The organism is Thauera propionica, from assembly GCF_002245655.1.
Classification (GTDB): domain Bacteria; phylum Pseudomonadota; class Gammaproteobacteria; order Burkholderiales; family Rhodocyclaceae; genus Thauera; species Thauera propionica.
Map to the genome: position 1 here is coordinate 273,884 of NZ_NOIH01000015.1, position 14,717 is coordinate 288,600.

The 14,717-nt window shown below is 66.9% G+C and carries 16 protein-coding genes; 11 read left to right on the forward strand and 5 right to left on the reverse strand.

Annotation, left to right across the window (positions count from 1 at the left end):
* Positions 1-10 precede the first annotated feature (10 nt).
* The 11 genes from fliH to fliR all read left to right on the forward strand — a co-directional run bounded on the left by fliH (position 11) and on the right by fliR (position 8,667).
* Positions 11-841 (forward strand): flagellar assembly protein FliH, encoded by an 831-nt coding sequence (gene fliH / locus CGK74_RS14290; protein ID WP_094269103.1) that lies wholly within the window; start codon positions 11-13, stop codon positions 839-841.
* Positions 838-2,241, forward strand: a complete 1,404-nt coding sequence (fliI, locus tag CGK74_RS14295) for a flagellar protein export ATPase FliI (RefSeq protein WP_094269104.1) — start codon at positions 838-840, stop codon at positions 2,239-2,241. Before fliH ends, fliI begins: the two co-directional genes overlap by 4 nt.
* Before the next feature lie 108 nt (positions 2,242-2,349).
* Positions 2,350-2,814, forward strand: coding sequence for a flagellar export protein FliJ (gene fliJ / locus CGK74_RS14300; RefSeq protein ID WP_094269105.1), 465 nt, complete (start codon positions 2,350-2,352; stop codon positions 2,812-2,814).
* 94 nt (positions 2,815-2,908) lie between these two features.
* The gene (locus CGK74_RS14305; protein ID WP_094269106.1) at positions 2,909-4,165 is read left to right on the forward strand and encodes a flagellar hook-length control protein FliK; all 1,257 of its coding nucleotides are present in this window, start codon (positions 2,909-2,911) and stop codon (positions 4,163-4,165) included.
* Between the two features lie 93 nt (positions 4,166-4,258).
* On the forward strand, positions 4,259-4,834 hold the full coding sequence (locus CGK74_RS14310) for a flagellar basal body-associated FliL family protein (RefSeq protein ID WP_094269107.1): 576 nt from the start codon (positions 4,259-4,261) through the stop codon (positions 4,832-4,834).
* Positions 4,835-4,846: 12 nt separating this feature from the next.
* Positions 4,847-5,857, forward strand: coding sequence for a flagellar motor switch protein FliM (gene fliM / locus CGK74_RS14315; RefSeq protein WP_094269108.1), 1,011 nt, complete (start codon positions 4,847-4,849; stop codon positions 5,855-5,857).
* Positions 5,850-6,323, forward strand: a complete 474-nt coding sequence (gene fliN / locus CGK74_RS14320; protein ID WP_004264535.1) for a flagellar motor switch protein FliN — start codon at positions 5,850-5,852, stop codon at positions 6,321-6,323. Before fliM ends, fliN begins: the two co-directional genes overlap by 8 nt.
* Before the next feature lie 13 nt (positions 6,324-6,336).
* The gene (fliO, locus tag CGK74_RS14325; protein WP_240498733.1) at positions 6,337-6,804 is read left to right on the forward strand and encodes a flagellar biosynthetic protein FliO; all 468 of its coding nucleotides are present in this window, start codon (positions 6,337-6,339) and stop codon (positions 6,802-6,804) included.
* Positions 6,794-7,561 (forward strand): flagellar type III secretion system pore protein FliP, encoded by a 768-nt coding sequence (gene fliP / locus CGK74_RS14330; RefSeq protein ID WP_094269109.1) that lies wholly within the window; start codon positions 6,794-6,796, stop codon positions 7,559-7,561. The genes fliO and fliP overlap by 11 nt, the downstream gene beginning before the upstream one ends.
* 16 nt (positions 7,562-7,577) lie before the next feature.
* Positions 7,578-7,847, forward strand: coding sequence for a flagellar biosynthesis protein FliQ (fliQ, locus tag CGK74_RS14335; RefSeq protein WP_004264542.1), 270 nt, complete (start codon positions 7,578-7,580; stop codon positions 7,845-7,847).
* Between the two features lie 22 nt (positions 7,848-7,869).
* Positions 7,870-8,667: a flagellar biosynthetic protein FliR gene (fliR, locus tag CGK74_RS14340; protein WP_004264544.1), complete on the forward strand. Its 798-nt coding sequence runs from the start codon at positions 7,870-7,872 to the stop codon at positions 8,665-8,667.
* Between the two features lie 15 nt (positions 8,668-8,682).
* Here fliR and CGK74_RS14345 read toward each other — a convergent pair whose 3' ends face one another.
* The 5 genes from CGK74_RS14345 to CGK74_RS14365 all read right to left on the reverse strand — a co-directional run bounded on the left by CGK74_RS14345 (position 8,683) and on the right by CGK74_RS14365 (position 14,713).
* On the reverse strand, positions 8,683-9,189 hold the full coding sequence (locus CGK74_RS14345; protein ID WP_094269110.1) for a hypothetical protein: 507 nt from the start codon (positions 9,187-9,189) through the stop codon (positions 8,683-8,685).
* Between the two features lie 8 nt (positions 9,190-9,197).
* Complete coding sequence (gene flgL, locus CGK74_RS14350) at positions 9,198-10,400, reverse strand: flagellar hook-associated protein FlgL (RefSeq protein WP_094269111.1); 1,203 nt, start codon at positions 10,398-10,400, stop codon at positions 9,198-9,200.
* Between the two features lie 23 nt (positions 10,401-10,423).
* Complete coding sequence (flgK, locus tag CGK74_RS14355) at positions 10,424-12,469, reverse strand: flagellar hook-associated protein FlgK (RefSeq protein ID WP_094269112.1); 2,046 nt, start codon at positions 12,467-12,469, stop codon at positions 10,424-10,426.
* Between the two features lie 71 nt (positions 12,470-12,540).
* Entirely contained in the window at positions 12,541-13,575 is a 1,035-nt protein-coding gene (gene flgJ, locus CGK74_RS14360; RefSeq protein ID WP_094269113.1) for a flagellar assembly peptidoglycan hydrolase FlgJ, read from the reverse strand.
* A 10-nt stretch (positions 13,576-13,585) separates the two neighbouring features.
* Entirely contained in the window at positions 13,586-14,713 is a 1,128-nt protein-coding gene (locus CGK74_RS14365) for a flagellar basal body P-ring protein FlgI (RefSeq protein ID WP_004264557.1), read from the reverse strand.
* Between the last annotated feature and the right edge of the window lie 4 nt (positions 14,714-14,717).

Here is a 14,717-nt window from a genome sequence, read left to right on the forward strand (position 1 = left end):
GGAGTCGTCCGTGAGCATCTCGCGCCACCAGGCCGTCGGCGCCTACCAGCGCTGGAAGCCGCAGGACTTCGACGCCCCGGAAGGCGCGACCGAACCCGAGGCGGAGGCTGCCCCTGCCCTGCCCGAGCCGCCCCCGGCGCCAGAACCCGAGCCCGAACTGCCGGCCTACGACCCGCTTGTCGATCTCAAGCTGCCCACCGCCGAAGAGATCGAACGCATGCACGAAGAAATCCGCGCCGCGGGTTTCGAGGAGGGCAAGCACGAAGGTCATGCCGAAGGGTTCGCCGAGGGCGAGCGCAAGGGCTACGCGGAAGGCAAGGCCAGGGCCGAGGCCGAAGCTGCACGGCTGGCCGCGCTGGCCGACCGGCTCGACCAGTCGCTGAGCGGCATAGACCACGAGGTGGCGGAGGAGCTGATGGCGCTGGCCATCGAGCTGGCACGGCAGGTGGTCCATCGCACGCTGGACGAACACCCCGAAGCCATCCTCGACACCATCCGCACCGCCCTGCAGCAGCTACCGCAGGGCCACGCGCAGATCCGCCTGCACCCGGACGACCTCGCGCTGGTGCGCGAGCACATGGGCGAGCAGCTCTCGCACGCGGGCCATCGCCTGCAGGAAGATTTCGGCCTGCAGCGCGGCGACTGCCGCATCGACGCACAGGGCGCGCAGCTCGACGCCACGCTGGAGACGCGCTGGCGGCGGGTGCTGGAGTCGCTGGGGCGCGAGCGTGCACAGTTCGCGCCCCAGGACGCGGACCCGCGCGAGGCACAGGACCAGATCGCCGAAACCGATGCTGACCAGGACGAAGACGCGGCCGGCAGCGACGGAGCATCCGCATGAAACACGGCGGCGAACTGTGGCGCGGTTTTCTGTCCGACGGCCGACGGCTGGTGGAGAACGCCAGCGCCTTCGAGATCTCCGGCAGGCTCACGCGCATCAACGGCCTCGTCATGGAGGCGGCCGGTCTGAAGCTTCCGCTGGGTTCGGGTTGCCGCGTGCTCGTGCCCGGCGGCGGCGCGGTCGAAGCCGAAGTGGTCGGCTTCAACGGCGACAAGCTGTTCATGATGCCGACCGACGACGTCTTCGGCCTCGCACCGGGCGCGCGCGTGCTGCCAATGGAGGTGGGCGTGCCGCGGCTGGTGCCCGGCAAGCGCATCGGCCCGCGCCGCCGCGCCGCCGACCGCGCCAAGCACCTGCCGGTCGGTGACGCCCTGCTGGGTCGCGTGGTCGATGGCGCAGGCCGCCCGCTCGACGGCGCCGGTCCGCTCACCACCCAGGAAACGCGCTCGCTGCAAGGGCGCCCGATCAACCCGCTGGCGCGCGCGCCGATCAGCCAGCCGCTCGACGTCGGCATCCGCGCCATCAACGCCCTGCTCACCGTCGGCCGCGGCCAGCGCCTCGGTCTGTTTGCCGGCTCGGGCGTGGGCAAGTCGGTGCTGATCGGCATGATGGCGCGCTACACCGAGGCCGACATCATCGTCGTCGGCCTGATCGGCGAACGCGGCCGTGAGGTCAAGGAGTTCATCGACCATAGCCTGGGGCCCGAGGGCCTCGCGCGCTCGGTGGTCGTCGCCGCGCCGGCCGACACCAGCCCGCTGATGCGCATGCAGGGCGCGGCCTACGCCACTACGATCGCCGAATACTTCCGCGACCAGGGAAAGCAGGTGCTGCTGATCATGGATTCGCTGACGCGCTATGCGATGGCGCAGCGCGAGATCGCGCTGGCCATCGGCGAGCCGCCGGTCACGCGCGGTTATCCCCCGAGCGTGTTCGCGCGCCTGCCTGCGCTGGTCGAACGTGCCGGCAACGGTCCCGAAGGCGGCGGCTCGATCACCGCCTTCTACACTGTGCTTGCCGAAGGCGACGATCAGCAGGACCCGATCGCCGACTCGGCACGCGCCATTCTCGACGGTCACTTCGTGCTGTCGCGCAGCCTGGCCGACCAGGGCCATTACCCTGCCCTGGACATCGAGCAGTCGATTTCGCGCGCGATGCACAACCTGGTCGGCGACGACCATTTCGCCGTCGTGCGCCAGTTCAAGCAGTTCTTCTCGCGCTACCAGCGCTCGCGCGACCTGATCGCGGTCGGCGCCTACCAGGCGGGTGGCGACCCCGTGCTCGACACGGCCGTGCGCCTGTATCCAAGGCTCGAAGCCTTCCTGCAGCAGGGCATCAACGAATGCGAGCCCTACGACAGCGCACTGCAGAAGCTTGCGCAGGTGTTCTCGGGCGGCGCGTGACAGGGTCCGCGCTGACCTGATGCAGGGGGAAGACCCTGCCCGCGGCAGGGGCTAGAATGCACTAGCGCTTCCTGATACCCGATCTTCAGCACACGGTCACACGCCCCAATGAGCAACCAGTTCCATCTGCAGCCCCTTCTCGACCTCGCCCAGACTCGCACCGACGATGCCGCACGCCGCCTGGGCGAGCTGGTTGCGGCCGAGCGAGACGTCGCACAGAAGCTGCAGATGCTCGAAGACTACCGGCGCGAATACAACGACCGCTTCGTCGAGGCCGCGCGCAGCGGGCTCAGCCCGGACGCATGGCGCAACTACGGCGCCTTCATCGCCAAGCTGGACGAGGCGATCCTCGCGCAACGAAGGATCGTCGAGCAGTCGCGCGCGCAGACCACGCTGGGCCAGCGGCAATGGCTTGATCAGCGCAACAAGCTCAAGGCCTTCGACACCCTGTCGCAGCGCCATCAGGCCGGCGTCGCCCGCAGCGAGGCGCGCCAGGAACAGAAAATGGCCGACGAACATGCTGCCCGAAGGGGGCTGGCGGGCTTCGACGGCGACAGTTCCACACTCGACTGAGCCACCAGGGCATGCCGCGCAAGGCGGCAAACAGGTCGGTGGCACAGCTCTTGCGTTGTGAGTCCTGCTCATTCGAACAAGAGGCGCCCAGACCATGTCCGCAACCGTTTCCGCCACCAGCCTGACTCAGGACTTGCAAGGCAAGCTCGGTCGAAACCTGTCCGACCGGGCCATGCTCGTAAGCCTTGGCGGCCTTGGCAGCCAGCCGGATTCTTTCTCGCGCACGCTGCAAAGCCAGTTGCGCAACCAGCACTCGGCACGTGCCGAAACCTCTGCATCGCGCACCGAACCCGCCGCCACGCGCACGCGGGAAGCCGAGCGCAGCCCGCAGCGCGAGGCAGTGCGCGAACCTGAGCGCGCGTCGTCCCACACATCTTCGGCCTCCGGCGAACGGACCGAGGCAGACACACGGACAAGCCCGGACAACGCCGGACCGGAAGCCGCCTCTGGCAAACAGGGCGATGGCAGTGCAACCCAGCAGGATGCAGACCAGCGTTCGGAGGCGGAACAGGACCCTACAGGCGCGCCGAGCACCGACAACCCCGACGCGGCGGCGGTTGCCGGTCTGCCGGCAGCGATTGCCGCCCTGCGCGCCGAGACGGCGACGGACAGCGGCGAACCGGATCTGCTGGCGGGTGACAGCGCCGGTAAATCGCTTCAGAATGCCGGCCTGCTGCCGAAAACCGATGCAGGATCGTCGAACGCCGCGGAGGCGCCCGAGACTGCACTGCTATCTCTGCAGGGACGCCTGCCGATCGCCGCAGTGGCTGCCGACAAGGCCGCCAGTGCAACACAGATCTTGCTGGCCGAGGGCGGTGACGATGCCATCCAGCAGCCGGGTCAGGCATCGGGGGGGCATCATGGTACGAACCTGTTCAGTGTCCTGCGTCACGCAACGTCCTCGACGCCGTCCACGCCACAACTGCCGGTTCAGACACCCGCGAGCCAGCAGGCATGGGCCGAGGATGTCGGAAACCAGGTTCGATGGATGCTTGGCCGTGCGGAGAGCAAGGCCGAACTGGTCCTGACGCCACCGAACCTGGGCAAGCTGGAGGTGTCGATCGCGCTCAACGGCGATCAAACCACGGCGCAGTTCGTGGCTTCGAGCCAGGCCGCCCGCGACGCGCTGGAGCAGGCACTTCCGCGCCTGCGCGAGATCCTCGAGCAGGCTGGCATCAGTCTGGGGCAGGCGAACGTGAGCACCTCCGAGGACCAGGGTGCGGGCACGGACGGCAACGGACAGGGCCAACGCACCGGCGGCGGCAATGAGATAACGGCAGACACGGCCGACGGCGCAGGCCGGACGACGTGGCTGCGGCAACACGACGGACTGGTCGACACCTTCGTCTGAAGCGCTTGAATTGGGGCTGCTCTGCCCCACTTTTCCACGCTTCGCGGCGTGCGATCTTCCGGGATAATTCTTGTAAGGTATCAGGAGGATCGCATGGCCAAAGCGCCAACCAAACCGGAAGCCGGCGAAGAAGCTGCCCCCAAGAAGAAGGGCAAGCTGCTCATCATCGTCGTCATCGTGCTGCTCGTGCTGCTGATCATCGTCGCGGGTGGCGTTGGCGCACTGCTGCTGCTGAAGAACAAGGACAAAGGCAGCGAAGAGGCTGCCGGCGCTGCAGTCGTCGCCCCACCCTCGCCCCCCGCGGCGCCGGTGGTCGATCTGTCCAAGCCGCCCACTTTCGTGCCGCTCGATCCGTTCACCGTGAATCTGCGCCGCGACGAGGGCGATCACTACCTGCAGGCGGTCATCGTACTGCGTGTCTCCGACCCCAAGATCGGCGAAGGCCTCAAGGGCTTCATGCCTGAAATCCGGCACCGCATCAATCTGCTGCTGTCGAGCAAGCTGCCGTCCGAATTGTCGACGACCGAAGGTCGCGAGTACCTGGCTGCCAGCATCGTCGATGAGACCAACGCCGCGCTCGGCTTCCCGGTCCAGACCGACGCCCGCGGCCGCACGACCTCGACGGGCCCGATCCAGGCCGTGCTGTTCAACTCTTTCATCATCCAGTAGCGGGCAACGACCATGTCCTCGGATTTTCTCTCTCAGGAAGAGGTTGATGCCCTGCTCAGGGGCGTCACCGGGGAATCCGACGAACCCGAAGTCGAAGAAGAGTCGACCGAGGGCGTGCGTGCCTACAACCTGGGCACGCAGGAACGCATCGTGCGTGGGCGCATGCCCACGATGGAGCTGATCAACGAACGCTTCGCGCGCTACCTGCGCATCGGCTTGTTCAACTACATGCACCGCAACACGGAGGTGTCGGTCGGACCGATCAGGGTGCAGAAGTACGCCGAGTTCGTCCGCAACCTCGTCGTGCCCACCAACCTCAACCTGGTGACCGCCAAGCCCATGCGCGGCACCGGGCTGGTGGTGTTCGACCCCAACCTCGTCTTTCTGGTCGTGGACAACATGTTCGGCGGCGACGGGCGCTTCCACACGCGCGTCGAGGGCCGCGACTTCACGCCGACCGAGCAGCGCATCATCCAGGGCATGCTCAATGTGGTGTTCACCGAGTACGCCAAGGCATGGGCACCGGTGTTCAAGCTCGAGTTCGAGTACGTGCGCTCGGAGATGAACTCGCAGTTCGCCAACATTGCCACGCCGTCCGAGATCGTCATCGCAACCACCTTCTCGCTCGAGATGGGCGGCGCCCAGGCCGAGATGCACGTGTGCTTCCCGTACTCGATGCTCGAGCCGATCCGTGACTTGCTCTACTCGACGATGCAGAGCGACCACATCACGTCCGACCGGCGCTGGATCAAGTTGCTGTCGCGCCAGTTGCAGACCGCGGAAGTCGAGCTGCGCTGCAACCTGGGAACCGCGCGCGTCACCCTGCGCGACATCGTCGACATGCGGGTGGGCGACGTGATTCCGCTCAACGTGCCCGAGGTCCTGCAAGCCGAGGTCGATGGCGTGCCGGTATTCGAGTGCCGCCAAGGAACCAAGAACGGGCAATACGCCATCCGGGTGGAGCGTTTCCTCGCGCAGGAAGAGGAGCCCTCGCCCTTGTTAGCTGGAGGCCAGAATGGCTGACGACGACCAGATTTCCGACGACGATTGGGCAGCCGCGATGCAGGAGCAGGCGGCCAGCGAAGCCGGCACCGCCACCGACGACGAAGCGAGCCGTGTTGCCGCAGAGCTGGCGGCCGCGGCGATGGGCGACTCGCCCTATCAGGCACGCCCTGCGAGCCAGATCTTCGAGGACTTCGGCGCGGGTGCCGGCAACAAGGGCACGCTGAACGACTTCGACATGATCCTCGACATCCCGGTGCAGATCACTGTGGAGCTGGGGCGCACCAAGCTGTCGATCCGCAACCTGCTGCAGCTCGCCCATGGTTCGGTCGTCGAGCTCGAGGGCCTGGCCGGCGAACCGATGGACGTGCTCGTCAATGGCACGCTGATTGCCCAGGGCGAGGTCGTGGTGGTGAATGACAAGTTCGGCATCCGCCTGACGGACATCATCAGTCCAGCCGAACGCATGCGAAAGATCCGCAACTGAGCACCGGACTGCCGTGCATCGCCTGACGTTTCCGCACCTGACTCTGGCCCCGACCCTGGCCCTGCTGCTGATCGCACCCGACGTCATGGCGCAGGCGCCCGATGCACCGGCCGCCATGGGCAGCCCCTCCAACGACCTGACCGGCAGCCTCATGCAGATGCTGTTCGGCCTCGCCGTGGTCATCGCCCTGCTGCTCGCCTGCCTGTGGGTGATCCGCCGCCTGGCCGCCCCGCGCGGCAGCGCCGCGGCGATCAAGGTGCTGGGCGCCGCGGCCGTGGGGCCGCGCGAACGCGTGGTACTGGTGCGCCTGGGCGAACAGTTGCTGGTGCTGGGCGTGGCACCCGGCAGCGTCACCAAGCTGCACGAGATGAAACCCGAAGACCTGCCCCTGCCGACCGAGGGCAACACAACCCCATTCCCGCCCAACCGGGCCTTTTCGGCTTGGTTGAAGCAGGCCATGGAGCGACGCGATGCACGCTGATCGCGCCATCCGGCTGACGACGATGCTGCGCATCGGCCTGGCGCTGGCGCTCGCCGGCCTGCCAATGCTCGCCCAGGCGCAGGCCCTGCCCGCCATCACCACCACGACCACGCCGGCCGGCGGCACCACCTACAGTCTGACCATCCAGACGCTGTTGCTGATGACGCTGCTGAGCTTCATCCCGGCAATGGTGCTGATGATGACGAGCTTCACCCGCATCATCATCGTGTTCTCGCTGCTGCGCCAGGCGATGGGCACGCAGACCTCGCCGCCCAACCAGGTGCTGCTGGGGCTCGCGCTGTTCCTCACCTTCTTCATCATGGCGCCGGTCGCCGAGCGTGTTTATACCGACGCCTACCTGCCGATGTCCGAAGGTCAGATCCAGTTCGACGAGGCACTGCAGCGCGCCTCGGTGCCGGTGAAGACCTTCATGCTCGCCCAGGTGCGCGAGCCGGACCTCGAACTCTTCGCCGGCCTGGCCAAGGTGCCGCCGGTGGAAAAGGCCGAGGACCTGCCGATGCGGGTCGTGATCCCCGCCTTCGTCACCTCCGAACTCAAGACTGCCTTCCAGATCGGCTTCATCGTCTTCATTCCCTTCATCATTATCGACATGGTGGTCGCCTCGGTGCTGATGTCGATGGGCATGATGATGATGTCGCCGGTTATCGTTTCGCTGCCGTTCAAGATCATGCTGTTCGTGCTGGTCGACGGCTGGACGCTGCTGATCGGCTCGCTGGTCAACAGCTTCGCGGTCTAGCGCAGGAGAAGCCGCCATGACGCCCACCGCTGTCATCGAACTCGGCCGCCAGGCCGTCGAAGTCACCCTGATGGTGTCCGCGCCGCTGTTCCTGGCGGCGCTCGTCACCGGCCTGATCATCAGCATCTTCCAGGCCGCCACCCAAATCAACGAGATGACGCTGACCTTCGTGCCCAAGCTCGTCGCCATCTTCGTGACCCTGGTGCTGGCCGGCCCCTGGATGATCACGATGCTCACCGACTTCATGCGGCGGCTGTTCGAGTCCATCCCGTCGATGATCGGCTGACGCCGGCCCGTCGCCCAGGAAGATGCTCAGCGTCACCGCCGCCCAGCTCGACGCCTGGCTTGCCGCGCTGATGTTCCCGCTGGCGCGCATCCTCGGGCTGTTCGCCTCGGCGCCGATCTTTTCCAACCGGGGCGTGCCGGCGCGCGTGCGCCTGGCAATCGGCCTGGGTGTGGCGATCGCGCTGCTGCCGGTGATGCCGCCCATGCCCGACGTGCCGCCCAGCTCCGGCGTCGGGCTCGCGATCTTCGGCCAGCAGATCTTCATCGGCATTGCCGTCGGCTTCATGATCCGCATCGTGTTCGCCGCGGTGGACATGGCGGGCGCGCTGATCGGCATGCAGATGGGCCTGTCCTTCGCCATCTTCTTCGACCCCGACGCCGGCGGACAGACCGCGGTGCTGTCCGACTTCCTCAACCTGATCGCCACCCTGCTCTTCCTCGCCATCAACGGCCACCTGCTGATGATCGAGGTGCTGGTGCGCAGCTTCGAGTGGCTGCCGGTGGGAACCGACATCGTGCGCGCCGAAGGCTGGGGCTACATCGCCCGCGCCGGCCTCACCGTCTTCGCCGCCGGCCTGCTGCTGTCGCTACCGGTGATCGGCGTGCTGCTGGTGGCGAACATCGCGCTCGGCGTGCTGACCCGCGCCGCGCCGCAGCTCAACCTGTTCGCGGTGGGCTTTCCGGTCACGCTCACGGCCGGCTTCATCGGCGTGCTGCTGATCATGACCAACTTCGCGCCGGTGCTGCAGACCCTGTTCGAACGCGGCTTCGACGAAATCGGCCGCATGCTCGAAGCGCTGGCGCCGCTGCCGCGGCGCTGAGGGCCCTTCCACGGCTTACAGCGCCGGGAAGATGTGCGAGCGTACGAGCTGGATCTCGGCGTTGGCGTAGCGGTGCGCGAACGGGCGCGTCGACTCGATGCCCTCTTCGTAGCGCACGATCTCGTAGCCTGCGAAGCCGCCTGCCTCCACCAGCTGGCGCACATTGCGCAGGAAGACCTGACGGGCCTCGCCGTCGCCGCCGGTGAAGAGCGACTTCATGCGCAGCGCCATGCGCACGCGGTCCTTGCCCGCCTCGCGCACGTCGATGCGCCATGTCGGGGCGAAGGGGTCGTAGATGGCGAATGCAATCAGTCCCCCGGCGATATATTCGGGCTCGAGCATCTTCAGGTCGCTCAGCATCATCAACCCACCGGCAATCGCCGCCACCGGCCCGCCATAGTCGCCCGCCACCTGCTCGGCCTGCTGCAGCGCGCGGGACATTGACGAGGACTTGCCCTCCTCGGGCGCAGTCGCGCATCCGGCAGCAAGGAGGGCGGCAGTCAGGGCAAGCAGGACGCGCATGACGATACTCAGCTGAGGTAGTTGAACAGCGAAAGGCCCGACACCCGCATGAAGGACTGCTGCGCAGCCTGCAGATAGGTCAGCTGCTGTGTCAGGCGCGAAATCGCTTCGGCGTAATCCACGTCCTGCAGGCCGGACAAGGTGGACGCGTACTGCAGGTCGAGATCACTGCCGAGACTGGCGAGCGCTTCGGTTTCAGTAAGCTGCGAGCCGATCTGGGCGCGGGTCTTGAGGATGTTCTCCTGCCCGGCGTCGAAGGTCTCGAGGGCAAAGGGGACGGCGCCCGCCATGCCTGAAACCCCTGGGCTCTCCAGCGCGGAGGCGAACATCGCCATGTTGTTGAGCAGGTTGGTCGAGGGGACGAAGACCTCGAACGCGTCGCCGCTTTCCACGGTGGACGCCGAAAGATCGAATGTGATGCCTTCAATCGTTACGGAGCCACCCGCAGGGAAGGTGCTCGGCGCCATTGCCACTTCCGTTCCGTCCTGCCCGAGCTTGGTCACCTCGTAGGAGCCTGGGGTGCCGTCGGTGTAGACGAACTGATAACGTGTTGCCGGATTCGCCAGCGCCGGATCGACGGCGCTGATGGTCGGCCCCCCCTGACCGGCGTTGTCCGGCTTTGCATAAAGCTTGACCGTATCCGGATTCAGCGCCAGCGTCCGGTCGAAGACATCGGACCCCGGCAGGCTGACCGGCATGTAGCGCGAGGCCGAGACCTGGATCGTGCGTTCGCCCTGGTCGCCGTTGTAGGACACGCCGGACAGGCCGCCGTCGTAGGGCTGCTGCTGCGACCGGTGGCCACCGAAGATGTAGTCACCGGTACCGTCCTGGCTGTTCGCGAGCGCCAGCATCGCTTCGAACTGGGCCTTCATGTCGGTCGCCATGTAGCGCAGATCCTCGGGAGCCATGGCGCCGTTGCCCGCCTGCACCGCAAGCTCACGCACGTAATGCAGCACATCGCCCGCGCTCTGCAGGCGCGATTCGAGCAGCTTCATCGCGTCGTCGGCGTAGCCGATGTTCACCGCGAACTGGCTGTTGACCGCCTTGGTCTGGCCGATCTCGAGCGCTCGCGCAGAGGCGATCGGATCGTCGGCGGGCGTGAGCACGCGCCGGCCGGTGGAGACCTGCTGCTGCGTGTGCAGGATGTTCTTCCATTGGTTCTGGATCGCACCGACGCCGCGGTCGTAGATCATGGAGGTCGAGATACGCATGATGATCTCCGGAATGTACCGGCTCAGCGGCCGATGCTGATGAGTTCGTCGAACAGCCGCTGCGCCACCGTCATGACGCGCGCCGAGGCCTGGTAGGCGAGTTGATAGCGGACCAGGTTGGCCGCCTCCTCGTCCAGGTTGACGCCCGAGACGCTGTCGCGCGCGCTCGTGGCCTGATCGAGCAAGGATTCCTGAGCGGCTTCGTTGACCTGGACCTCGCGCGTCTTGTTGCCGACCGTGGTCACCGTCTGGGCGTAGAGCGACTGGAAGGTGGCGGTGGGCCGGCCGCTGGCGTCGGCGCCCAGGACCTTGGTCGTCTGCAGCGCGCCGAGCGCAACCGCATTGCGGTTGTCGGCTACACCGGCGACGCTCGGACCAAAATTGAATGCGTCACCCGACTCGGGCGTGCCGCTGAAGCGGAAATCGAACGTGTAGCCACCGGGCCCCGTGACACGGAACTGGACACCGGACGAATCCGCGGAAGGCGTGTAGGTCGTGCTGCTGCCACCAGACGGGTAGCTGCCGTCGGTCACCCACTCGCCGGTCGCGGCATCCATCTTGAGCCGCTCGATCGTGAAGCCCGCGGGCACCGTCAATGCCGGACCGGTCCCGTCGAAACCCAGCGCAAACGCGGAGAAGTCCGGCACCCCGTCACCCGAACCGTCCATGCCGGCGATGTCGCGGATATCGATGTTGGCGACCTTGCCGGTCCCCTGATTCGTCAGCGGCGACGTCACCGAGACCGGACCGCCGGCCGCGATCTCACGCGGGTCGGAGATGCCCACGGCGATGTTGCGGGCGGCGTTGCGCGTAGGCTGGATCAGCAGGCCGTCGGCAGGAATGCTCGCTGCACCCGGCAGGGAAACGGCAATCCCGCCCCCCGTGAGCGTCGCCGGCCAGGCGGGAGCCGGTGCAAGCGCAAGCGAAGCCAGCTCCTCATCCCCCGCAAAGAGCCTGACGGATCCCCCGCTCACGAGCACGCGGTAATCCTTGGCACGAACCTCGCTCACATCGGTGATGCTCGTACTGACGCCCGCCACCGCCGGCACCACGGTCGGGGTGATCGGCTTGAAGAAATCCTTCCCGAGAACGCCCTCGAGATCGACCCCGAGCTTGTGCTGTGCGTTGAACGTCTCCGTGATCCCGAGCGCGATGAGGCCCAGCGCGTTCTGCGCAGCGTCGAGCGAGACCCGGCGGAACTCCAGCAGCCCGCCCAACTCGCCACCGCTCAGCAAGGACTCGGCGATCTCGATCGTATTGCCACCGGGTGCCGTCAGCGAGATCGCGCCGCGCTGCGGGTCGGCAGCGCTCGGGATCACCTGGAACTGGGAAACCGTGCCGCGCAGCACCAGAGGCTGCCCGGAGCCGATGAACACGGAGACCGCACCATTGGCCTTGCCGCTGTCCGTTTCGTCGACGACGGTGATCTGCACCAGCTTGTTCAGCTCGGCCAGCAGCTGGTCGCGCTGGTCGAGCAGGTCGTTGGCCGGCGTGCCGGCGCCGCCCGCCTGGGCGACGACGATGCGCTGGTTCATCTCGGCAATCGCCTTGGCATAGGTGTTGATCGACTCGACCGTCTGGACGATGCCACCCTCGACCCCCTGGCGGACCTCTTCGAGGCGGGTGTTCAGCGACTGGAAGCGCGACGCGAGCGCCTGGCCATTGGAAATCAGGGACTGGCGCGCCGCCACGCTGGTGGGGTTGGAGGCCACTTCCTGCACGCCAGCAAAGAAGTTCGCCAGTGCGGGCGACAGGCCGGTCGTGCTGTCGGCAAGCAGGTTGTTGATCTGGCCGATCTGGGCGCTGTAGGCACCGTACTGCGCGCGCCGGTTATCGGCCTGCAGGACCTGGTTCTCGAGAAACTGGTTGTACGAGCGGGTGACGGAAGTGACGTCGGTGCCCTGCCCGAAGAAGCCCGCGCCGGTGAACAAGGGCGGGCGCGCGGCCTGGCCAACCGTCTGGCGGTGGTAGCCGACGGTCCCTGCGTTGGTGATGTTGTGACTGGTCGTATTGAGCTGGGCCTGTGCCGCGTTGAGGCCCGAGACTCCGATGTTGAGCATGCCAGCCATGATGGTCTTCCTGATCTGCGATTACCTGACAGGAGAACAGCAAGAAGCTTGCCACCCCTGAAGCGGCAATATCAGCCGATGGAGGCCAGGGCGTTGCGCAGCGTGGCGCCACCGATGATGCGGGACAGCTTGTTGGCGTACTGCGGATCGGTGGCATAGCCAGCGTCCTGAAGGCCGCGGGCAAAGCCGCTGACCTCCGTCTGGCCGAGCACGCCGGCGTAGCGCGGGCTGCGCGTCATCAGCTCGGCATAGTCGCGGAAGGACTCGGCGTAGGACGCGTAGGACCGGAAACGGGAAGGCTCGGTGTAAGCCCGGCCGCCGGCATACTCGGTGACGGCCCGGTCGACCGTCTTGCCGGTCCAGGCCGAGCCAGCCTTGATGTTGAAGAGGTTGTAGCTCGGGCTGCCGTCGGCATGGCGCAGCTGCTTCTCGCCCCAGCCGGTCTCGAGTGCGGCCTGCGCCACCATGAAGGCGGGCGGGATACCGGTGCGCTTGCTCGCCTCGACGGCATGCGGCCACACCTCCGTCACGAAGTTACGGGCCTGCGAGGACACCGCACCGGTGGCATCGCGCGCACTCTGGATCGCTTCACGGAAGCGTGCCTCGAGCAAGGCATTGTCGACTGTGGAGCCGACGTCGAAAGCGGGCGTGTCCTTGGCGCCGGACAAGGCATCCGGGCTGGCGGCAAGCGCAGCGCGTTGCATCGCGGCAGAAATTGCCGGCCGGCGGGTGACGCCGGCAAGGTCGAAGCCGCCACCGCCCTGCCCCGGCGGAATCAGCGCATCGATCGCACTGGTCTTGTCGTCCTTGCCGCCGAGCTGGCGGTAGATGGTCTCGGACAGCCCGGTGCCGCGCCCCTGGGACAGGTTCAATGCGAGCTGCTGGTCGAGCAGGCTCTGGTATGTGCGCGTCTGGTCACTGTCGAGCATGCTGTTCGACGGCGTCGCCTCGCGCATCGACTTCATCACCATCTGCATGAACAGCGCCTCGAACTGCTTCGCGGCGGCACGCAGGGTGTCGTTCGACTGGCCGTCGGTGCGCGCCAGCCGTTGCAGGTCACGCAGCGAGTTGGGATCGAAAGCGTTGAGCTGGACACCGGCGTTCATGTCGCTGACCTCAGATGACCTCGAGCTCGGCGCGCAGGGCGCCGGCCGCCTTCATCGCCTGCAGGATGCTGACCAGGTCCATCGGCTTGGCGCCAAGCGCATTGAGCGCCTTGACCACGTCGGCGAGGTTGCCGCCGGCGCGCACGTTGTGGATGCTGCCACCGTCCTGACGAATGTCGACCTGGCCCTGGTTCTGCGCCGCCACGGTCACGCCCTGCGAGAACGGCGCGGGCTGGCTCACCTGGGTCTCGCTATTCACGGTGACGGTGAGGTTGCCATGCGACACCGCGACGTTCTGCAATGTCACGCGCTGGTTCATGACCACCGAACCGGTGCGCGAATTGACGATGACCTTGGCCACCTGCTCGCCCGGGGTCACCTTCAGGTTCTCGAGCTGGCCGAGGAAACTCACACGCTGCGAGACGTCGACCGGCGCCAGCACCTGGATGCTGCGCGCATCCAGCGCGCGCGCCGCGCCCGGTGCGACGCCGTTGATCGCGTCCACCACGCGACGCGCGGTGTTGAAGTCGGCGTCGTTGAGTTCGACCATCACGAAGTCGCCCTGCCCCACCGACGCGGCAACGCCGCGCTCGATCGTCGCACCGCCCGGAATCCGCCCTGCCGCCAGATGGTTGATGGTCTGCGCCGCACCGCCCGCGGCACCACCGGCCCCACCGACCACCAGATTGCCTTGCGCCACCGCATACACCTGGCCGTCTGCGCCCTTCAGCGGTGTCATCACCAGCGTGCCGCCACGCAGGCTCTTGGCATTGCCGATCGAGGACACGGTGACGTCGATCGGCTGGCCGGGCCGCGCAAACGGCGGCAGGCTCGCGGTGACCATCACCGCGGCGACGTTCTTCAGCTGCATGTTGGTGCCCTGCGGCACGGTCACGCCCATGTTGCCGAGCATGTTGACGATGCTCTGCTTGGTGAAAGGCGTCTGCGTGGTCTGGTCGCCGCTGCCATCCAGGCCGACGACGAGGCCATAGCCGACGAGCTGGTTCTCGCGCACGCCGGCAATGGTGGCAAGGTCCTTGATGCGCTCTGCAGCGGCTTCCGCCGCCGCGGAGTAGAAGATGCCGGCGGCGACCGCCGCCACCAGGCCTCGCATCAGCAGGGATTGGAATCGGTTCATGGCT